At 48.8% G+C, this 20,877-nt stretch carries 19 protein-coding genes, 1 other RNA gene and 1 pseudogene; 16 read left to right on the forward strand and 5 right to left on the reverse strand.

Going from position 1 to position 20,877, the window contains the following annotated elements; translation table 11 throughout:
* Positions 1-183 precede the first annotated feature (183 nt).
* The 4 genes from EDM52_RS16555 (at position 184) to EDM52_RS16570 (ending at position 3,539) form a co-directional block, all read left to right on the forward strand.
* Entirely contained in the window at positions 184-1,719 is a 1,536-nt protein-coding gene (locus EDM52_RS16555) for a fumarate hydratase (protein ID WP_122910078.1), read from the forward strand.
* Between the two features lie 192 nt (positions 1,720-1,911).
* The gene (locus EDM52_RS16560) at positions 1,912-2,304 is read left to right on the forward strand and encodes a LysM peptidoglycan-binding domain-containing protein (RefSeq protein WP_122910079.1); all 393 of its coding nucleotides are present in this window, start codon (positions 1,912-1,914) and stop codon (positions 2,302-2,304) included.
* A 145-nt stretch (positions 2,305-2,449) separates the two neighbouring features.
* Positions 2,450-3,241: a carbon-nitrogen family hydrolase gene (locus tag EDM52_RS16565; RefSeq protein ID WP_057133876.1), complete on the forward strand. Its 792-nt coding sequence runs from the start codon at positions 2,450-2,452 to the stop codon at positions 3,239-3,241.
* Positions 3,242-3,350: 109 nt separating this feature from the next.
* On the forward strand, positions 3,351-3,539 hold the full coding sequence (locus tag EDM52_RS16570) for a hypothetical protein (protein ID WP_122910080.1): 189 nt from the start codon (positions 3,351-3,353) through the stop codon (positions 3,537-3,539).
* Positions 3,540-3,633: 94 nt separating this feature from the next.
* On the opposite strand, the pseudogene EDM52_RS16575 reads toward EDM52_RS16570, so the two are convergent.
* A pseudogene (locus EDM52_RS16575) lies at positions 3,634-3,762 on the reverse strand (small, acid-soluble spore protein, alpha/beta type); the annotation flags it as partial.
* A 6-nt stretch (positions 3,763-3,768) separates the two neighbouring features.
* Complete coding sequence (gene yfkAB, locus EDM52_RS16580; RefSeq protein WP_122910082.1) at positions 3,769-4,884, reverse strand: radical SAM/CxCxxxxC motif protein YfkAB; 1,116 nt, start codon at positions 4,882-4,884, stop codon at positions 3,769-3,771.
* Positions 4,885-4,961: 77 nt separating this feature from the next.
* On the opposite strand from yfkAB, the gene EDM52_RS16585 reads away from it, so the two are divergent.
* Positions 4,962-5,642 carry a DUF1385 domain-containing protein gene (locus EDM52_RS16585; protein WP_057133781.1) on the forward strand — a complete coding sequence of 227 codons (681 nt, stop codon included), beginning with the start codon at positions 4,962-4,964 and terminating at the stop codon, positions 5,640-5,642.
* Between the two features lie 69 nt (positions 5,643-5,711).
* Here EDM52_RS16585 and EDM52_RS16590 read toward each other — a convergent pair whose 3' ends face one another.
* Both EDM52_RS16590 and EDM52_RS16595 read right to left on the reverse strand, forming a co-directional pair.
* The gene (locus tag EDM52_RS16590) at positions 5,712-6,245 is read right to left on the reverse strand and encodes a gamma carbonic anhydrase (protein ID WP_057133780.1); all 534 of its coding nucleotides are present in this window, start codon (positions 6,243-6,245) and stop codon (positions 5,712-5,714) included.
* A 15-nt stretch (positions 6,246-6,260) separates the two neighbouring features.
* Complete coding sequence (locus EDM52_RS16595) at positions 6,261-6,569, reverse strand: iron-sulfur cluster biosynthesis family protein (RefSeq protein WP_122910083.1); 309 nt, start codon at positions 6,567-6,569, stop codon at positions 6,261-6,263.
* Between the two features lie 137 nt (positions 6,570-6,706).
* Between EDM52_RS16595 and rnpB the strand changes: the two genes are divergently transcribed.
* From rnpB to EDM52_RS16615, 3 genes are all read left to right on the forward strand, one after another.
* Positions 6,707-7,094, forward strand: an RNA gene (rnpB, locus tag EDM52_RS16600) — RNase P RNA component class B.
* A gap of 484 nt (positions 7,095-7,578) precedes the next feature.
* Positions 7,579-9,924 carry an S-layer homology domain-containing protein gene (locus tag EDM52_RS16605; RefSeq protein WP_122910084.1) on the forward strand — a complete coding sequence of 782 codons (2,346 nt, stop codon included), beginning with the start codon at positions 7,579-7,581 and terminating at the stop codon, positions 9,922-9,924.
* 617 nt (positions 9,925-10,541) lie between these two features.
* The gene (locus tag EDM52_RS16615) at positions 10,542-11,081 is read left to right on the forward strand and encodes a hypothetical protein (RefSeq protein ID WP_122910086.1); all 540 of its coding nucleotides are present in this window, start codon (positions 10,542-10,544) and stop codon (positions 11,079-11,081) included.
* 62 nt (positions 11,082-11,143) lie between these two features.
* Here the strand turns inward: EDM52_RS16615 and asnB are convergent, their stop codons facing one another.
* Positions 11,144-12,991, reverse strand: coding sequence for an asparagine synthase (glutamine-hydrolyzing) (gene asnB / locus EDM52_RS16620; protein WP_122910087.1), 1,848 nt, complete (start codon positions 12,989-12,991; stop codon positions 11,144-11,146).
* Between the two features lie 131 nt (positions 12,992-13,122).
* On the opposite strand from asnB, the gene EDM52_RS16625 reads away from it, so the two are divergent.
* From EDM52_RS16625 to EDM52_RS16660, 8 genes are all read left to right on the forward strand, one after another.
* Positions 13,123-14,874 carry a LytS/YhcK type 5TM receptor domain-containing protein gene (locus EDM52_RS16625; protein ID WP_057133778.1) on the forward strand — a complete coding sequence of 584 codons (1,752 nt, stop codon included), beginning with the start codon at positions 13,123-13,125 and terminating at the stop codon, positions 14,872-14,874.
* The gene (locus EDM52_RS16630) at positions 14,874-15,608 is read left to right on the forward strand and encodes a LytR/AlgR family response regulator transcription factor (protein WP_057133777.1); all 735 of its coding nucleotides are present in this window, start codon (positions 14,874-14,876) and stop codon (positions 15,606-15,608) included. The genes EDM52_RS16625 and EDM52_RS16630 overlap by 1 nt, the downstream gene beginning before the upstream one ends.
* A 164-nt stretch (positions 15,609-15,772) precedes the next feature.
* Positions 15,773-16,123, forward strand: coding sequence for a DUF485 domain-containing protein (locus EDM52_RS16635; protein WP_122910088.1), 351 nt, complete (start codon positions 15,773-15,775; stop codon positions 16,121-16,123).
* Positions 16,124-16,149: 26 nt separating this feature from the next.
* A complete protein-coding gene (locus EDM52_RS16640) occupies positions 16,150-17,964 on the forward strand; it encodes a solute symporter family protein (protein ID WP_057133776.1) in 1,815 nt (604 codons plus the stop codon).
* 202 nt (positions 17,965-18,166) lie between these two features.
* Positions 18,167-18,514 (forward strand): antibiotic biosynthesis monooxygenase family protein, encoded by a 348-nt coding sequence (locus tag EDM52_RS16645; protein WP_122910090.1) that lies wholly within the window; start codon positions 18,167-18,169, stop codon positions 18,512-18,514.
* 80 nt (positions 18,515-18,594) lie between these two features.
* Positions 18,595-18,906 (forward strand): DUF485 domain-containing protein, encoded by a 312-nt coding sequence (locus EDM52_RS16650; protein WP_183185159.1) that lies wholly within the window; start codon positions 18,595-18,597, stop codon positions 18,904-18,906.
* Between the two features lie 2 nt (positions 18,907-18,908).
* Positions 18,909-20,465: a solute symporter family protein gene (locus EDM52_RS16655; RefSeq protein ID WP_122910092.1), complete on the forward strand. Its 1,557-nt coding sequence runs from the start codon at positions 18,909-18,911 to the stop codon at positions 20,463-20,465.
* A 45-nt stretch (positions 20,466-20,510) separates the two neighbouring features.
* On the forward strand, positions 20,511-20,825 hold the full coding sequence (locus tag EDM52_RS16660) for a hypothetical protein (RefSeq protein WP_057133774.1): 315 nt from the start codon (positions 20,511-20,513) through the stop codon (positions 20,823-20,825).
* Positions 20,826-20,877: the final 52 nt, after the last annotated feature.

The following is a 20,877-nucleotide window of genomic DNA, read 5'->3' on the forward strand; positions in this document are numbered from 1 at the left end:
CATATCACCGCTGTGCTTTTGTTTTTTGCGATCTCTTCATCAGGTTTCTTATTTGACGCCAGCCTCTAGCAAATGTTTCACACTTGGGTTTTCCTTTATCTACGGACATGGGGGAGTACGTATGCTATAATAGTGGCGGTTTATGATACCAATCACACCACTTCGTCAAAAGGGGCGTCATAGATGGAAAACTTGAAACAAAGCATCCTGGAGCTGATCACAGATACCTCCACCAACCTGCCGCCTGACGTGCGCCGTGCCGTCAACGCAGCTAAATTGAATGAAGATTTGGGCACACGTGCTGCTCTTTCTTTGTCTACCATTGCACAAAACGTTGTAATGGCGGAAGAGAATGTATCTCCGATTTGCCAAGATACGGGTATGCCTACGTTTGAAGTGAAAACTCCGATCGGGGTTAACCAACTGATCATCAAAAAAGCGATTAAAGAAGCGATCGCTGAAGCAACAAAAACAGGAAAGCTGCGCTCCAACTCCGTAGATTCCCTGACAGGGGCAAATACGGGAGATAACCTTGGACCTGGAACGCCTGTTATCCACTTTGAACAGTGGGAAGAAGACGAGATCGAGATCAAGCTGATCCTCAAAGGTGGCGGCTGTGAAAACAAAAATATTCAATACTCGCTGCCCTGTGAGCTGGAAGGCCTGGGTAAAGTAGGCCGCAATCTGGATGGTATCCGCAAATGCATCCTGCATGCTGTCTACCAAGCGCAAGGACAAGGCTGCAGTGCCGGCTTTATCGGTGTAGGCATTGGTGGCGACCGTACATCCGGTTATTCATTGGCCAAACATCAGCTGTTCCGCCGTGTAGACGACGTCAACCCAATCGAAGATCTGGCTAAACTGGAAGACTATATCATGGAGACGGCGAACCAATTGGGCATTGGAACCATGGGCTTTGGTGGAAACGCGACTTTGCTCGGCTGCAAAATTGGCGTGGAAAACCGTCTGCCTGCCAGCTTTTTCGTGTCGGTAGCGTACAACTGCTGGGCTTTCCGTCGTCAAGGTGTGCGCCTCAACGCGGAAACTGGCGAAATTCTTCGCTACCTTTACAAGGATGAAGAAGTGGCGATGGATCTGACTCCAGTAGCAGCGACTGATGATGCTGGTGAAAAACGTCGCGAGGTTGTCCTGCAAGCTCCGATAACAGAAGAGCAAATCCGTAGCCTGAAAGTCGGCGACGTGGTAATCATTAACGGTGAGATGCATACGGGACGCGACGCTCTGCACAGCTACCTGATGGAGAATGATTGCCCTGTTGATCTGAACGGCGGCATCATCTACCACTGCGGTCCGGTCATGCTGAAGGACGAAGCAGGAGAGTGGCATGTAAAAGCGGCTGGACCAACCACTTCGATTCGCGAGGAGCCTTACCAAGGTGAAATCATCAAGAAATTTGGTATCCGCGCCGTAATCGGTAAAGGTGGTATGGGAGCCAAAACACTGAAAGCTTTGGGAGAGCATGGCGCTGTATACCTCAATGCAATCGGTGGAGCTGCTCAGTACTATGCAGAATGCTTGGAAAAAGTAGAAGGTGTAGATTTCTTGGAATTCGGTGTTCCAGAAGCAATGTGGCATCTGCGCGTCAAAGGCTTCGCTGCGATTGTTACCATGGATTCGCATGGAAACAGCCTGCATGCAGATGTAGAGAAATCTTCCCTGGAAAAATTGGCGCAATTCGCTGAACCGGTATTTAAATAAGAATGGACGAAAGCCTCTGGCATGAAAGGTATGTCGGAGGCTTTTTGCTTGCGCCTTTATGAGGGAAAGCCTGCAACGGCATCTGTACTGGGTAATCGTCCATTTACGGAAAATTGGGTATTGGTTTATTTCCGACTCAGGCGGGCGGGCATAGGTTATTAACGAAACATATCCGTGTGGGAGGGGTTATTCGTGAACTATGTCGTTCGCTCTGGAGATACGTTAAACAGCATTGCGCAACGGTTTGGAGTACCTGTGCAGGAATTGATTCGCGTCAACAACATCGCGTACCCGTACTATATTTATGTCGGTCAAAACCTGTTCATCCCGGTTACACCGACTGAATCACCTACAAGCGATATTGATCGTCGTCTGAGACGTGTGGAAAATCGAGTAGATGCGCTTCGATCGGATTTCACCAAGGTTGATGATCGCGTTGATGAATTGGAGAGGCGCGTCAATCGGTTGGAGACACGTGTCACTCGACTGGAGCGTCCAGCCCCTACGCCGACTGCACCTCCTCGTCCGCGTCCAACTGCTACACCTCGTCCGACTGGAACTCCGCGTCCAACGCAACGTCCGTAATTGAAATAAAGCGGCAATAGGAATGCCTGAAGACGTTCGTTTTTGGGCCTTTCTATTTTTTCATAAAATTCTATCGTATTTTCACTTGATCTCAATTCGTGGGGAGGCTACGATGAAGGAAAGAGGGGATCAGGAGGGGAGACCTATGAAGTGGAAGGTCGCGATGCTCCAAATGGACATCGCTTTTGGTCAGCCAGACAAAAACGCGGAGACGATAAAACGCCTAGTCAATCAATTGTCACTGGGAGAGCCAGTCGATGTCATCGTCCTGCCTGAGCTATGGGACACAGGCTATGATTTGACTCGTTTGGAGGAAATCGCAGATCCGGGTGGAGAGCGAGCAAAAACATTGCTCCGCGAAGTGGCACTCAAGCTGAAATGCCATGTCATAGGAGGCTCAGTAGCTGAAAAGAGAGAGGGCAAGGTGTACAACACTACATATACCTATGATCGTGATGGTCAACTGGCTGGCTCTTACTCGAAGGTACACCTGTTCCGACTGATGAATGAAGATAAATATTTGACAGCAGGGGAAAATCCAGGCTTATACATATTGGAAGAACAGACTGTTGCATCGGTTATTTGCTATGATATACGCTTTCCTGAATGGTTGCGCGTGCATGCTCTGCAAGGAGCCAAAGTGGTCTTCGTCACCGCACAATGGCCGCATCCAAGACTGGATCATTGGCGGCAGCTGTTGATCGCACGGGCAATCGAGAACCAGGTGTACGTCGTCGCCTGCAATCGTGTGGGAGAAGGTGGAGGCAATATGTTTTGCGGTCATTCGCTGGTGGTCAATCCATGGGGAGAAGTCATCGCTGAGGGCATGCAGCAGGAGGAAATCGTCAGGGCAGAATTGGATATGGCATTGGTAACTGAAGCGCGGAACCGCATCCCTGTCTTTGAAGACCGCCGATCCTCGTTATACGAGCTATAAACGCAATCGTTTGTTCCCAAAAAATGGGCGCATAGCTGAGTGGTTCTTCATCGCCTCTACGACCTTTAGTGCATAGGGTATAAGTAAAGGTTGAAGAGGAGGTGCGGGCTTGTTCGGGCTGAATGGGAAAATAGTACGGCATCATTTTACAGGTGTTTATGGAAAGGTGGTGCAAATTCGCGAGCTGGTGGAGGTGCTTGATCAGGTTTTTGATTCCTTCCATAAGGTAAATACGATCAGTCGCACGATGCTTGGTCCGCGAAAATCAAGTGCCAAAAAATTGGATCGACTTAAGTAAAGGAAACCACCTATTCGCTGGATCTGTATAGAAACACCCCGCCGTTTTGTAACCAAAAACAGCGGGGTGTTTTGCATTTCCAGACGAATCATATTTAGCTGCGACCTTTTGGACGATTTGCTTCGAGTGCCATTCGAACCATTTCCTTCACCATCTGCCCTCCGAGTCGGCCACCGATCCTTCCCGCATCATGGGATGTCAATTGGCCATTGTAGCCTGGTTTGCCCGATTACAGAATCGCCTTGCGCTCTCTAAAATCAATTTCCGGGTAGTAGGTATTGGCAACGAGCAGATTCGGACCTGCGCAGCCGACAGATGGACAGTAGCAACTGATTTTTTGATTGAGGGCGTGCTTTTGCCAGCGCTCGAACATGGTTTGCAAACGATCTGTTGCGATATTGCCAAGCGGCTCGACATCACCAAAATCCGTCACGATGACATCGCCGGTGAAGATGTTCAGATTCAGACGATTGCGACCGTCGGGATCATTGCGAACTGTGACTGTTTTGCTGCGATGGAGACGCTGGATCAATTCACGATCAGCTTCCAGAGTACTGCACGCGAAAAAGGGAAGCGTTCCGAAAAGCATCCACAGCTCTTCGTTGCGAATATCCAGCATGTGATGGATAGCCTGACGCAGCTCGTCGAGTGTAAGAACCTCGAGATCGCGAGCAAAATCACTTGCGTACATCGGGTGGATTTCGTGGCGCTTGCTGCCCATCTCCAGGACTTGGGCGTGCAGGGTTTCGAGCTTGGGCCACGTGCGGTGGTTCAGCATGGTTTCAGCTGAGACAAATACACCGGCTTCCGCCAGCTTGCGCGCATTTTCCATGATTCCATAGAACAGATTCTCTGCCTGTTTTGTTGAAACCGTTTGGCGTCCTTTTGCGTAAACAATATCATGGAATTCCTCGGGAGTCGCCCAGTTCCATGAAATATGCATGACATCTATGTAGGGTAGGATCAGCTCATAGCGGGAAAAAGGCATCGTCATGTTGGAATTGATCTGGGTGCGCAGTCCTCGCTCCGTAGCGTATTTGAGAATAGGGAGGATGACTTCTTTGACAGTTCGCTCACTGTACATAGGCTCCCCGCCTGTTATACTGAGAGTACGCAGATCTGAAGCCTCATCTAGCCGTTTTAGTATCAAGTCAATCGGCAAGGCAGGGTCATCTTTGTATCGTAGTGTATCCCCGACTGCACAATGCTCACAGCGCAAATTGCACAGATTGGTCACGGTAAATTCGACACTGGTTAGCTGATAGGCTGGCGGCGTTACACCATACAACGGCTCCCACGGATCTTGCCCGGGTCTCAGGGGTGTGGTTGGAACCATGCGGATCAATGGATTGGACCTCCTTCATTTCGGTGAACATACCAACTTATTATAACGACATTGGGACGGAAGGAGAATAGCACAACATGATTATGGGAATATCTTTTGGTCGTGGTGTCTTGTTTCACGATCGTCACGTGCTTGCTTGCGCTGAAGTGAAAGATGGCGTGATACACCTGTGGGCAGAAAAAATGACGATACGCACGATTGCAAAGCTATGGTACCGCATCTTTTTCTCCTTTCCCTGGTATTATCAGCTCTTTCATCTGTTGCTCGTCTGTTATGCTGTGGCCGCCTGGCTCCAGCCTGAGTGGGCGATGATTAACCCGGCGTGGATTGGGATTTACCTCGCTGGCTTTCACTTCGTATTTCCGCGAAAACTGAAAAAATTTCATGGGGCCGAACATAAGGTATTTAGCTATCAAGGGAAAAAATCACTGGAAGCGATGGGGGAAATCGCCCGAGCAAATATTGTAAACGACGGCTGCTCAACCAATCTGGTGATCTGGTTCTTCACCGGATTTTTACTCACAATCACTTTTTTGCCGCTGGAATGGAGCCTGATCGGCGGCGCATTGACCATGCTGGCAGGGATGTTCGGCGATCGTACCTTGCGTAAAAGCTTTCGTTTCGTCTATCAGATATCCGCTTTTTCCCAAAAGCACTTTACAACCAAAGAACCAGATCGTATGCACTTGGAAACGGCGATCCGTTCCTACCTTCTATTTGAGCATATTCGGGACACGACGCCTAGAGAAGCAGCTTGATCATGACCAAACGAAAACAGCCAAAAGCCGCTCTGCTATGTATAAGCAGAACGGCTTTTTCAATCTTGCCTATTCACGGACAAGTGGGTTTTCTTCCAGCTTGCGATAGATTTTTCCCTTGTCTACGTAAGACTGGCGGATGCGGCGCAATTCTTTGAAGTCCTCTTCTGTGAGCTCTCGCTTTACCTTCGCTGGCGACCCGACGACGAGTGTGCGCGGCGGAACCTTCATCCCTGGAGGGACAAGTGCTCCTGCGGCAACCATGGCATCCTCGCCGATTTCGGCTTTATCAAGAATGATGGCGCCCATTCCGATCAATGCCCCGCGCCGCACAATGCAGCTGTGCAGAACTGCGTTGTGTCCTACTGTCACCTCGTCCTCCAGAATAAGAGGGTTGTTTGGGCTTTGGTGCAGGGTGCTGTTATCCTGAACACTGACCCGGCGTCCGATGACGGTAGGAGCAATGTCTCCACGTATTACGCAATTGTACCATATCGAGGAATCCTCCCCGATCTCTACGTCTCCAGAAACGAGGACACCTTTGGCCAGAAACACAGATGAGTGGATACGCGGTACCGAATTTTCAAAGGGCAGTAGTAACATGGGATGGCCTCCTGATTAATTGATGTGCGGACATTCGTTTTGAAGCGGCCTGCTATGGATAATCGAAAAGCGGTTGGTTGCTGCATCGCAATCAATGACGATTCCCGTCAGCTGCTCTTCTTCCGTTTGCTTGTAAAACAGGCGAATCCCGCTTATATCCTGCTCCAGATCGCTGCGCTCCTTCTCTGTTATCGCGATGCTGTACGTATAGCTTCCGCATCCCGTTGTGGTTGGAACCAACCTGATCCCCAGCTCGTCTGCATCTGGTTCTTCAGCGATCATGAAAGAAAGGCGTGCAGCAGCATATGGTGTGATGATGATCATAATCCACCCTCCTTGTAGCACCTTCCATTGTACTACAGGAAGTATGGGGGAACAATTTGGCAGAGCAGCCAATGGAGTTTTATTGACCATCGAACAGGTGTGTGGTAGAGTAATTGTACTGATTCATGATTGGCAGGAAATGCGGGTAGTCGCTGCCGCGGTCGGATTTCCGGTTGGCGGTAGAGGAAAGTCCAGGCTCGCCCAGGCTGAGATGCTTGGAGTGTTCGTACCTGGTGCAAACCAGGGCAGTGAGGCTCGCGCTTCGCTGACGGCGTGGAAAGGGCTCTCTCTGAGGCCCGAGTACGCTGAAAGTGCCACAGAAACGTAGCTTTCCTGGCGACAGGAAAGATGGAACGCGGTAAACCCTGCGAGCGAGAAACCCAAATTTGGTAGGGGAACCGTCCCAAAGGAATTGAACGGAGGGACGGATGGTATCTGAAGATGCCATAGATAGATGGCTACCGCTCTTGGTGCGAGGGATTGTCCCGCATGTAGCACGGGAGAGACAGAACCTGGCTTACAGCATTTCCTGCTGGGAACGAAATGAAGAACCGTCTGATTCTTTCAGGCGGTTTTTTTGCATTTCATTTGTTGGAAGTTAGCAAATGGTTCGCCTAAAATTTAGAATTTATTCAGAATCGGATGATAGGATAGTATTGGAAATTTTTGAAAATCATTTGAAGGTTGCAGTAAAGTTTCGTGATGATTCTCGACTTTGATTCTGGCTCATTTAGGGGGAATGAAACATCTTGATCTGTTGAATGGATGCGGCTTCGAATGCATGTGAGTTGTACATAAGTCACGACTGTTTGTTCACAGGATCCTGGGGGATAAATGGCAGGATCAATATCTAAGAATATTTTTCCACTCCTTAGATTTGAAACTTTTTTGAAAAAGATCACGTCAAATAGATCGCTTCACCAATTTTGTGGTTCTAATACATTGGACTCGCGAATCGATTCAAAATGAGTTCATGTCAGTCAACCACCCATTAACCGGAGGGATTATCTTGCAAAACTTCAAAAAGCGTTCTGCACAAGCCTGCAAAACAGGGCTGGTCGGGGCCGTTCTGGTAGGTATGTTGGGGCTTCCCAATCTGGGGTTTGCCGCCACTGCCCTGCCTTTATCCGATATAGCCCAAAATCCGAATAAAGATTCGATTCTGAAACTGAATTATGCTGGGGTACTCAAAGGGTACACAGATGGTACCTTCAGACCGCAGAACGAAGTAACCCGTGCCGAATTTGCCAAAGTAGCCGTGCTCGCCATGGGGTACACAGAAGAGCAAGCAAAATTGCTGCAAGGAACAACCGTCTTCAAGGACCTTCCTGCAAATCACTGGGCTACCGGATACATCAACCTGGCCGTTTCCCAAGGGATCATCAAAGGATATCCGGATGGAACCTTTAAACCCAATAACAACGTAAAGATTGCCGAAGCCTTGACCGTCTATGTCCAAGGACTGAAAATCAATGTAAACACCTCTTCCGTCGGGGAATGGTACTACCCTTACCTGCTGGAAGCAAACAAAGCAGGTCTTTACGACTCGGCTGAAACACCAACTGTGGGAGCCAAGCGTGACATCGTATCGAAATACACAAGCCGGTTCATGGAAACGCCAGTCTATGCCAACGGAGCGTACTACGACCGCAACGGCAACGCAGATGGCACGAACCAAAAACTGCCTGTAGTCAAAGGCGTAGTATCCTCCTACAACAAGACTACAAAGAAATTGAAAATAACAGGTCAAAACTCGGAAATCACCGTGTCTGACAAAGCTCAGGTGTACGGTAATATCGTCGTTGGAGCACAAGTACAATACATCTTAAACAAAGGCAATATCGATTTCCTGATCGTGTCCACCGCTGAATCACAAATTGTCGAAGGCGTGGTCAAAACCGGCCTGAATTTCAGCTCGGCGATTGGGGATGAAAAGCAGTTCAAAGCGATCGTCAAAGGGAAAGAGATCGTGCTTGAGGTTGTGAATGGGGTCAATGTCTCCCGAACCAATATCGGACAAAAATTCGTTGCGGTCCTGGGCGATGATGGACGAGTAGAGTCCATTACCTTCTCCAAGAATACGACAACCGGTCTTATCGAGAAAATTTCGGCTGTCAGCGGAACCAATGCGAAAAAAGAGTTGAAGGTTGGCTCTGAGACATACGTACTCACCAACAGCGCGACTATTAAAGGAAAAGCGCATCCGCAAGCAAAAGAAGCGACTGCTTCCTTTGCCGACATGGAAAAAGGGGATCTGGTTGAGCTGACCATGGATGAAGACGGAAAAGTAACAGCTGTCGTCTACACCAAGCTAACCGCTACGGAAACGATCAAAGTCGATACGGATGACAACCTGATCATCATCGGCAGTGTAAAATACGAGGTATTCAAAGATACTGAACTGATTGTGGACGAAGAGGAAGTAGATGAGCTCGACGAATTGCAGGATGGCAAGCTCGCCGTTCTGACATTTGACGAAGATGGTCTCCTGAAGAAAGTAGAGCAAGGTACCAAAGTGGCGAGCAACAAGGTTGTGGCAGATACAACGGCCTATCAGGCTGGACCTCCTGTGAATCTGGCAACCATCAAGGTCGATAAGAAAACGTACGATATTCTGGCTACAGCCAAGCTGACGATCGATGGTAAAAAGGTGTCTGCTACTACGATCAAGGAAAACCAGCTCAACGATTACCGGATCATTTCCTGGAAATACAACCTGGGCACCAACGATATCGTGGAGCTTGAGGTAGAGAGCCAAACAGTCAAAGGGTATGTAACGAAAAAAACGGGCGACAAAATCACTGTGAATGGCAAAGTGTACGAATTGGCATCTGGTGTTACGATTGACAATAATGCTGCAACCAATGACAAAGAGTATACACTGACACTCGACAGCGAAGGCAAGGTAAAAGCAGTTTCTGGAGCCTTGAAAACAGTGAGCGGTATCGTAGAGGAAGTTGAAATTCGCGAGGACAATGGTGAAATCACTTCCGCGAAAATCACTGTAGATGGCGAGAAGTATACCATTGATGACGAGGATGCCGTAGAAGATCTGGAGCAATTTGAGTATGTGACCTTGACGCTGAATAGGGATCAAGAGGTTACAGCCGCTTCTGCTCAAGGTAAGAAGGAAGAATCCAAAGTTTCCTTTATCGGTATTGAATCGCGTGTAAATGGCGATAAATACGTGTACTTCGATGATGTATCGACCAGTCTGAAAATGGCTGAGAATGCAAAAGTGAAGTATTATGATGGTTCAGATATGAAAGAATCTGATGTGAAGAAAACGGATAAAGTCGATCTGTGGACCAAAGCAGATGGTCAAGTGTACGTGATCGTGGTATTGAAACGATAAATTAAGAGACGACCGCTTCCTGTATCAAATGGAAGTGGTCGTTTTTTCATCTTTCACTAGGCAAAATGATTTTCTTGAAGTACGGTGTAAGGAGCGAAGGAGGGTATTAGCTATGCTTGTCAAATTCATCAGTGCTCTGATTTCCTCATTGCTGTGCTGTGCAATTTTGGCGATGATGCAATATACACCAGTCTCGGAGCGCCAATCAGACACTTATTATTTTTCGTTTTCCTCGTTGTTGTTCATTTATCTCATATACGCCACACCTGTCTATGTCCTTGGAGGGATACCCTTTTCGATCCTCATTGAACGAATCACCGGGAAACTACTCCATTATTCTCGGATCCTTCCTTTCTTGATAAACCTTATTTTGTATGCGAGCTCGGGCATGTTTTTGATGTGGCTGATGTTTCAAGAGCAGAAAAGTTTGTTTTTATTCGGAGCAGGAGCTGCATCAGCACTGCTATATTACTTTGTGCTCCTTCTTTTTCGTTATCTGTTACGCAGCTGGAGTTCGCCATAAGTTCTGATGACCGAAACCTACCAAAAAACGGGTAGCAAAAGGGCGTACTAGCATAAGCCTTTCTCCATAGGGTTTAAGGAGGAGGTGAAATGTATTGGATCAGCTGCGGCAATTCAGGCATTTTATTGAACAAGCTGAACAAGTATGGACCCAGATCGCTTCTTCCCCCAGAGGGAAGCCTGTGTATACCGTAAATGGCGTCGATTATACGCCATTGCCCGAACGATACAATAGCAAGCGCAAAATATCGCGAATTTTTCGCCGGTATTGGGGGATCAAACTTACAGACAGAATGATCCGCAATCTCCACCTCCGGCTGATTAAAGGGAAGCTTTGTGTACCCTATCGCGCGTATCCTCCTCTGCCCATGAAAGTGCAATCCCTGCATTGGAAAGCAAATCGACCCAATCAGAAGGTAGTCACCGCGATATTGAGTGGCGGAAGCAAAAACATGCGGATCGAATACCGTTTGATTCGTTCTAATCCAACAGTCGCATTCACGATTATGAAGCGCACTGGATGTGACTATGATCTGCGCTATCGTCCGCAAGCACAAACTACAGCTCGCCAGCCATCCAAACGAAAGTCAAAGCCCTTTCAAAATGGCAGAAACAAACTCCTCAAACCCCCATAAATACGGGGGGAGAGGAGCAAAAAGCTCCTCTGGACCCTTCCAGGACATCGAGGAGCTTTTTTTTAATGTTGGATGGCTACGTGGTACTCTCTCAGCCAGAAATCCAATTGCCCAAGGTAGGCGAACAGCTGAGGCGTGCTCATCAATTGTCCGAAGAATGGAATTCCGGATGCTTCCGCGTCCAGATTGGCGATACGGCGAATGGTGGGTACGTCTATGAGTGGTAGCAAAGGCGAGGACGAATCATTCAATATCTCCAAAAGCCAGGAACGGACGGCTTCCGTGTAAGCGGGGTTATGGGTTTTCGGGTAGGGGCTTTTTTTTCGGTACAAGACCTCATCGGGCAAATAGCCTTCCATCGCTTTGCGCAATATCCCTTTTTCTCGATTTCCGTGCATTTTCAGCTGCCAAGGAATGTTCCACACGTACTCCACAATGCGGTGGTCACAAAATGGAACGCGCGCCTCCAGACTGGCTGCCATGCTCATCCGATCTTTGCGGTCCAGCAGGGTGTTCATGAACCAGCTGAGATTTAGGTAAAACATCTCCCGACGGCGTGCTTCCAACGGGTCTTCACCAGGCAGCTGTGGCACTTCATCCAAAGTTTCTTCATACCGCTGGGCAACGTACGCTTCAGGCTTAACCCAGTCCTGCAGCTCTGGGGAGAGCCAGGAAGCACGTTCCCTGGTGGCTTTTGCCCAAGGAAAAGTACCTGCGTGGAGCAATTCATCCCGATGAAACCAGGGGTAGCCGCCAAACACCTCGTCCGCACATTCTCCAGATAGGACAACCGTCGTCTCTTTTTTTATTTCCCGACAGAAGAGATAAAGAGAGGCGTCGATATCTGCCATGCCTGGCAAATCACGCGCCAGTGTTGCGGTGCGGAGGGCATCGATCAGTTCAGCCGTGTCAAAGGTAATCGTGCGATGCTCCGTTCCCAGGTAATCGGACACGATCTTGACGTATGGCGCGTCTTCATCCGGCTGGAACGAACTGGACTGAAAGTGACGGGCATTATCCACATAATCGATGGAATAGGTATGGAGGATTCCACGCTGCTGTTCTTTGAAGGAAGAAGCGGCTACAGCTGTGATAACGCTGGAATCGAGTCCCCCTGACAAGAGCGTGGATACGGGCACATCTGCTACGAGCTGACGGTGAATGGAGTCTGTTACCAGCTCTCTTACTCGCTCTGTGGTCGTACGCAGATCATCAGAGTGAGGCTGACTCACCAGCTTCCAGTAACGATGCTTGCGAATGCCGTTCGGGGTAACAATCAAGGAGTAACCTGGGCGTACCTCGTGTACGTTTTGAAAAACACCGTGTCCGGGGGTCCGTGCCGGACTTAGAGCAAAAACTTCAGCCAAGCCTTCACGAGAAAGGACTGGCTTGATTTCAGGATGGGCCAAAAGAGACTTCAACTCAGAGGCGAAAAGAAAGGAGCTCCCGCGCTGTGCATAAAATAGAGGCTTAACCCCCATGCGATCACGTGCCAAAAACAAATGGTGCGCTCTTTCATCCCAGATGGCAAAGGCAAAAATACCGTTCAATCGTTCTACACAATCTGGTCCCCATTCCAGATAAGCATGCAATAGCACTTCTGTATCCGAATGAGAGAGAAACGTGTGACCAGCAGCGAGCAATTCCTGTCTCAAATCTTCCGTATTGTACAGCTCTCCGTTGTAAACCATCGTACACGCATGCTTGCGATGGATAGCTGACATCGGCTGCTTTCCACCTGTCGGATCCACGACTACCAGGCGGCGATGGCCAAAAGCTACACGAGGATGAAGCCAAAAGCCCTCAGCATCCGGCCCCCTGTTGTTCAAGCATGCTGTCATTGCCTGTAATACTGGCCGCTCCTGGGAAAGGTCCTTTTCCCAATCCAACCACCCTGTAATCCCACACATCTGTATCATCCCTTCCCTGAAGCGTTGCACATTAAACGTATGCAAAAAACCTAGGCGAATTGTCTGTCCAGCAGGGAAATCGTTTGAAAATGGGGAAATAATAGAAAGCTGTTTGTAAATAGGAGGAACAGGTGGACAACTTAACCATCATGCTCATAGAACGTATGGGAATCCTGCTGACGTTTGCTTTTATCATCACGCGAATTCCCTTGTTTCGTCAGGTTCTGGACAGAGAAATTCATGTGGGAACCTCGATTGTGTACTCCGTCATGTTTGGGTTGTTTGGGATAGCGGGTACCTACGCAGGTATTGTGGTCAACGAACAGTCGTACATGCCCGCATTCTGGATCTTTTCACTGGATGAAGAAGAGATGATCGCGAATTCGACGCTCGTAGGGGTCGTCATCGGAGGGTTGCTGGGAGGTCCATTGGTGGGCTTGGGAGCGGGGGTGATTGCAGGTGTTCATGTGTATGGGATGGGCGGATTTGCAGCTGTTCCTGTGGGGCTCTCTATCCCCATAACGGGACTGCTCGCTGGATATGTCGCGCGATTTTTCTCGCAGGAACGGGTTATCTCCCCTTCAAAAGCTTTGTTTATCGGCATGTTTGCTCCTGTGATTCAGATGTCGTTTATCCTCATTTTTTCAGGACCGCCCGAGCTGGTACGTACAGTAGTCAATGTCGTCGGAATTCCGATGGTTCTGACGAACAGCATATCCATTGCCATTTTTACCACGATGATTCAAATTGCCTTGAAAGAAGAAGAACGAACGGCTGCTCTGGAGGCGGAACGGGCTTTTACGATTGCGGAACGTATTTTGCCTCATTTGAAAATGGGTCTGACACCACAAACGGCACAAGCTGCCGCATTGCTGCTCCAGCATGAGGTCAATGCGGCAGCCGTAGCCGTGACGAATCGTGAGCAAATCCTCGCTCATGTGGGTGCAGGAGGCGACCACCACCTGCCAGGTGACGCCATTCATGGAGAGCTGAATATGCGAGTGCTCTATAGTGGCGCAATCGAGAAGGGATTAAATCGCGAAGTCTTGTCTTGCACAAAGAAAAACTGTCCCTTGCAGGCAGCGATTCTCGTTCCGATTCGTGAAGGCGGCAGTGTCGTGGGGCTGATCAAGCTGTATTTTCGCAGACCGCAGCAGATAGGCAAGGTGCAGGAAGCCTTGGCCAAAGGCTTGAGCAATCTTTTATCCAACCAGCTTACTCTGGCACTGACGGAAAAGATGAAAAGCCTGATGAAGGATGCAGAGCTGCGGATGCTGCAGGCGCAAATCCACCCTCACTTTCTCTTCAACACCTTGAATTCTATCGTGACCTTGACGCGCATCGATCCTCAGCTAGCCCGCCACATGACGATCCAGCTGGGCACATTCATGCGGCTCAATTTAAAGCTGACATCCAGTCAGCTCGTCACGGTGGGACAAGAGCTGGATCATCTCAACGCCTATCTGGAAATCATCAAAATTCGCTTCTCCGAGCAGTTCGCTGTTCACTGTCACGTGGACGAAGGGGTAGAGGAGGCACTTATTCCGCCAGGCACTATTCAGCCATTGATCGAGAACAGCATTCATCACGGCCTACGCGACATGCCTACGGGTGGAGAAATCACCCTGCGAGTAACAAAAGAGTCGGGTCTGGTGAAGTTCACTATCGAAGACAATGGAGCAGGAATACCACAAGCCAAGCTGGCCAGGCTGGGAAAGGTGCCAACAGAAAGCAAAGACGGCAATGGCATTGGCGTCCACAATGTCAATCAACGACTTGTCAGCCTGCGAGGACCGGACGCCGAATTGATCTATTTCAACAGACCTGAAGGGGGATGTGTAGTCACATTTTGCATACCATTGCAGAAGGAGGAAAGTGCTTGATGCCAATACGCGTCATGATTGCAGAAGACGAAAGACTTGCCCGAGAAGAGCTTCATTATTTGCTGCAACAGGAAAACGATGTGGAGCTGCTGCCATTTGCAACGAATGGACGAGAACTGCTGGAAATGGTAGAGGAATACAATCCTGATGTCGTCTTTATGGACATCAAGATGCCAGAGCTAGAAGGGGCGCAGGCCGCACGCATGCTGGCTTCACGCAAGCAGCAGCCACTTATCGTCTTTTCCACAGCCTACGAGGAATACGCGGTCGACGCGTTCAAGCTAAACGCTGTCGACTACCTATTAAAGCCTACGGAGCCAAAACGCCTGGGAGAGACTATGCAACGCATTCGCGAGCGCATGGAAATAAACAGGGCAGAGCAGGCTGTCTCACCTCTCAAGCGAGCCAAATTGCTGGTCGAAGAGAATAACCGACTTGTGGTCATTGATCCGTCCACGATCGTCTATGCCGTACGCGATGAACGAAATGTCCGGATCAATACCCAGAAGCAGGTTTACTCGACGCGCATGACCTTGGCGCAGCTGGAAGAAAAGCTGTCTATGTATGACTTTTACCGAACGCATAAGAGCTATCTGGTTAATCTCCACTATGTGTCTGAACTGGAGCCGTGGTTTAACGGGGCGTACAATCTGATGCTGAAGAGCGACGATCAGATACGCATTCCGGTATCCCGCACAGTTGTGAAAGATTTGCTCAAAAAGCTGGAAGGATAACGCACAGGTCCCATCTATTGAGATGGGATTTTTTGCATGTCGCGCAGGTAAAACGACATTTTACGCAGAAAATCATCCGAATTTTTAGAAATCTTCTATAATGGCGTAAGCGCTTTCATCATCCTTTGACACCCCTTCATATCCCAATTCAAGGAGGTCTGAGTATGTCTCAAATGGAAATCGCCACCCAGAAATCACAGAAGCATCGAGGAACCCAGGAAGATGCATCACTGACAACACAGTTTGTCACGGATGCAGAATTGGAAAAGGTGAACGCCTCTTTTTCTGCTCAAAGAAGACTCAGCTTTTCATTCGGTATTTATTTTTTCCTGATTACGTTGATCATTCCTTTTCTTAGCGGAACATCGGAATGGTGGTATGGAACACCCTTGATTTTTGGTTTGACTTTAAACTTCTGGACTACATTATTGCTCTTCCACGTGCTTTACTGGCTGCTTGCCTTTGTTTTTGTAAAAAGAGCGAATCGACTGGAAGATGAGCTGAGCGATCTGTAAAGAAACGTTTAAATGGAGGAATGTGTATGCTCAATATATGGGCGATCATGATGGTGATTTTGCTGGTCGTCGTGACGATTGGCATTTCCTTGTATGCTAGAAGCTTTAACTCGAATACGGCTAACTTCTATTTGGCGGGTCGTAAAATCGGCTTCATGACAAACTCAACTGCCATTTGTGGTGACTATTTTTCGGCAGCTTCCTTTCTTGGGGTGGCTGGTGCCGTATACGCATCCGGCGTAGATGGAATGTGGTACGCGATTGGATTTGGAGCAGCATTCGTACCGGTTGTGCTTTTCCTGGCCAGCCCGCTGCGCAAATTCGGTGAGTATACGATACCAGATTTCCTGTTTGCTCGTTTTGGCAAAAGTCATAAAGCCCGTGTCATTGGGGTTATCATGGTGCAACTGATCTGTATTTTCTATCTGGCTCCACAGATGGTAGGGGCAGGTAGCACATGGGATGTACTGGTTGGGGTCGGCTTCCTGGGCATGACGCCTTATGAGACTGGGGTTGTCGCTACTGTTGTCGTCATGATGTTTTACGTGGCATTAGGAGGAATGAAGGGCACGACGCTCAATCAGATGATTCAGTTCTGGGTGTTGTTTACCGCCATGTTTCTTGTCTTTGCTCTCGTGCTGTTCAATGGAGTGGGCAACTACGCTTCCCAAAACCAGCCGTTGACGAACGCATCAACGGTGACAGTAGGCAAGCTGATGGAGGGTGAAGAAGGCAAGCGCGTCTACGACAAGGCGAAAGCGACGATGTCTCCAGAAGCTTTTGCTGCTGTAGATGCTGCTGTGCAGAAGGGTGACCCTAATGCTTCCGTGAATGTTGTGCTGCCACAGGCAAACAAATTGCATGCGGATCGCACCATGGTGATGCAGGAGCCTGGACATCGCTATGACTGGCTCAATCAGTTCTCGATGGTTCTGGCGCTTGTACTGGGTACAATGGGATTGCCGCATATTATGAACCGTTACTATACCAATCCATCAGGAAAAGTAGCGCGACTGACGACCCTGTGGGTACTTGCTTTCGTCGCTTTCTTCTACATCATGAGTTCTGTTGTTGGCTTGGGAGGAAGAAGGTTTATACCGGAATTGGCAGGAATGGACCCGACAACTGCTGCTCTCACGGTAGACGGACTATTGCTAAAATCTGACCAGATTCTTCCAGTGATGGGGAAATTGCTGTTTGGTGAGTTTGGCTTGGGATATGTCGCTGCAGGTGCTTTTGCAGCGATGTTCTCGACAGTCGGTGGTCTCTTGATCGCATCAGCTGCATCTTGGGGACATGACATTTATGAAAACTACGTGAACCCTAATGCTCCTGAATGGAAAAAGGTTCTTGTTGGTAAAGTTGCGGTTATCGCCATGTCGCTCTTCTCTCTCTTGGTAGGTTTAGGTATACCAGCGATTGGTCTCGACAAAGCCTATCCTTCACTGATTGCTATGATGGTAACCTGGGCATTCGCTGTATCAGGGGGAGCTTTCGTTCCAATGCTGCTTAGCTCCATTTGGTGGAAAAAAACGACCAGGAATGGAGCGATTGCGGGTATGATCGTCGGTGGAGGAGGTTCGATTTTCTTCATCATGATGAACATCCTGAAGGAAACAGGTGTGTTTGCTGCCGGAAGCTTCGGTGCAACACTTGGTTCATTGACCTTCCCGTCCATTTTTATCGTCCCACTTAGCTTCCTGACAATCTACGTGGTGAGCATTACCGATAAAAATAAAATGCCTGTCTATGTCAATAATATTTGGGCGCGCATTCACGGTTCGGATAAACTGTCAGAACGGATCCGCATGCAAATGAAAGAAGCGGAGCAACGCGGGTAAGAGCTATAAGATGAAGGGGGCATCCCGATGAAAGTAGGACTACTACTTGAGGGATACCCCTTCTTTGTTTGTGATTGTGAAGGACACCTGTCTATTGACAGCAAGGAATACGAGAAAATACGTCGAAATAAAAAAATGAGCTGCTCGCCTGTAATAGACAGGTAAAGCATGTTATTGGCAAATGCTAAATGGGGGGATGGATATGAGCGGTATTGCTCAAACGCCACAGCCACCGTACTATGCGGTTATCTTCACTTCTGAGCGAACAGAAGGGGATCGTGGCTATGCGGAAATGGCAGACGAAATGGTAAGACTAGCATCCATCCAGCCTGGATTCCTGGGAGTGGAAAGTGCACGAGAAGGTCTGGGCATCACGGTGTCATATTGGGAGTCTCTGGAAGCGATACAAAAATGGAAACAAAATGAAAGGCATCTCATCGCACAAAAAAAAGGGAAGTCGGAGTGGTATCTCACGTATAAAACGAGAATTTGCAAGGTCGAACGAGATTACGAATTTGATTCCGCCAGTACAAGGAACGAAGGCCGATAGTCAGAACAGCCGCCCTCTTTTCATTGGGCGGTTTTATTTCCCCTATGGTCATGACTAAAAGCGGGAAAGGTGGTGTACCAATGAAGCCGGACAATTCGCGACAAGTAGCGTATTCACCATTTTTTGGTCTGCTGCTTCAAAAGAAAAAGCATTTTCTTGTTCCGATGTGTCTGATTTTTCTCATTTTTTATTTCTCTTTGCCAGTGTTGATTACCCTGAAGCCTGATTGGATGAACCGACCGGTAGTAGGAAGCATTTCGATCGCATGGATTTTTGCGACGGCTCAATGTGTAATGACGCTGCTTCTGTCTTCCATCTACATGTGGAGGGCGCGTGAGTTCGATCGGCTGGTCCAAGAGTTAAGGAATGAAGAAAGCGAGGAAGAAAAGTGAATTTGCCCTCTGTCATTTTCTTTCTTGCCGTCATCATAGGCACCTTGGCAATCACCTATTCGGCGGCTAAACGAACCGGCAACACGAGTGAGTTCTATGCAGCGGGCAATCGCTTGACGGGCCTGCAGAACGGGATTGCGATCGCCGGGGATTACATGAGTGCAGCATCCTTTCTGGGGATTGCGGGTACCATTGCGTTCTTCGGATTTGACGGCTTTATTTATGCGATCGGCTTTCTAGTATCCTACCTGATCATGCTGCTTCTCATTGCGGAGCCTCTGCACAATTTAGGTCGCTATACGCTGGCTGATGCGATAGCGGTTCGGTTTGAAAGCCGATTATTAAGGGGAATGATCGCTTGCAGCACCTTATTGATCTGCATTTTGTACATGCTGGCGCAGCTCGTCGGAGCAGGAGCTTTGATTCATCACCTGCTCCACGTAGATTACAAATTGGCGGTCATGTCCGTAGGCTTGTTGATGACGGTTTACGTCGTGTTCGGCGGTATGGTCGCTACCTCCTGGGTGCAGATTATCAAAGCGATCATGCTGTTGACGGGGACTTTTCTACTCAGTCTGATCGTACTTTCCCGTTTTGGCTGGAGCCTGACATCGATGTTTGACTACGTAAAAACGGTGACGCCTTTTCAGGAAAGGTTTTTACAGCCGGGGAATCAGCTGAATGATCCGCTGGAAGCCATTTCCCTCCATTTGGCTCTGATCCTCGGTACTTCCTGTCTGCCTCACATCGTGTCTCGACTTTTTACGGTCAAGGATGCGATCTCGACAAGACGCTCGATCTATACGGCGACATGGATTATTGGCGCTTTTTATTTGATGACGATATTTTTGGGATTCGGTGCCAGCGCTTTTGTCGGCTACGTGGCACTCAAAGAAGTTGGATTTGGCGGGAATCTGACGGTGACGTTGCTGGCAGATGTGTTGGGAGGAGAATTTTTGACTGCCTATATTTCTGCGGTCGCTTTTGCCACGATTTTGGCTGTCGTGACCGGGCTGGTTCTGTCCGCTTCCTCCGCGTTTGCCCATGATGTATATAGCCACTTGATACGCAAAGGATTGGCTTCCGAGAAAGAGCAGGTTTGGGTAGCCAAATGCTCTTCTGTAGTAGTGGGACTCGTCTCAACCTGGCTCGCCATCGGAGCAGAAAAAATGAATGTTGCGATTCTGGTCGGATTGACGTTTGCGGTAGCAGCGTCAGCGAATTTACCGATGATCTTGTCGACCTTGTACTGGCGTCGTTTTACCGTTCAGGGTGCGATCACGGGAATGGTAAGCGGCCTTCTTGCTTCAATCCTGATGGTTGTTATGGGTCCGATGGTGATGAATCCCGAGGATGGCTTGATCCTGCGCGAGCCTATTTCCGCATTGACCAATCCTGGATTAGTGTCCATCCCGTTCGGTTTCCTGGGGGCAATTGTTGGTACGCTGTGCAGTCGTCCGGCTGTGGGTGCGGACGAGCGATTTCATCAAGTTCTGTATCAGGCGCATACCGGGAAACGAATGACGAAACACAGAGAGCTGGAAAGAAAGGGTGCATAAGGAGGAGAGATTGTTCCCACTCTAACGAGAGAAGGAGGGGGAAAGATGGATTCCAAAAAAGCACTGGACGGCGTCGCTGCGCAGCCTATGGACGTATATGAGCAGACCCGAATGGCCCTTCACGATTTGGTTGCCGAATTGTGTGAGGCGATGGATGAGGATACAACGGACGTGTATAAACGCAAAGGCTATGAAATGATCGGGACTTATTATCGTGAACCTGTCAATACCGGAGAATTGATGCTGACCTTGAGCAGTGTGCTGGAAGATATCTTGTACAAGCTTGAGCTCACCCAGGAAAGCGAGCAGGTCACGATGGTGCGGGATGAATACAGTATGATGAAAAAAGACGAGGAGTAAGCGAAAGACCCTGCGAGTAGGGTCTTTTTTTACTATATAGGAAAGTATATAA

Source organism: Brevibacillus invocatus, from assembly GCF_003710915.1.
Taxonomy (GTDB): Bacteria; Bacillota; Bacilli; order Brevibacillales; family Brevibacillaceae; genus Brevibacillus; species Brevibacillus invocatus.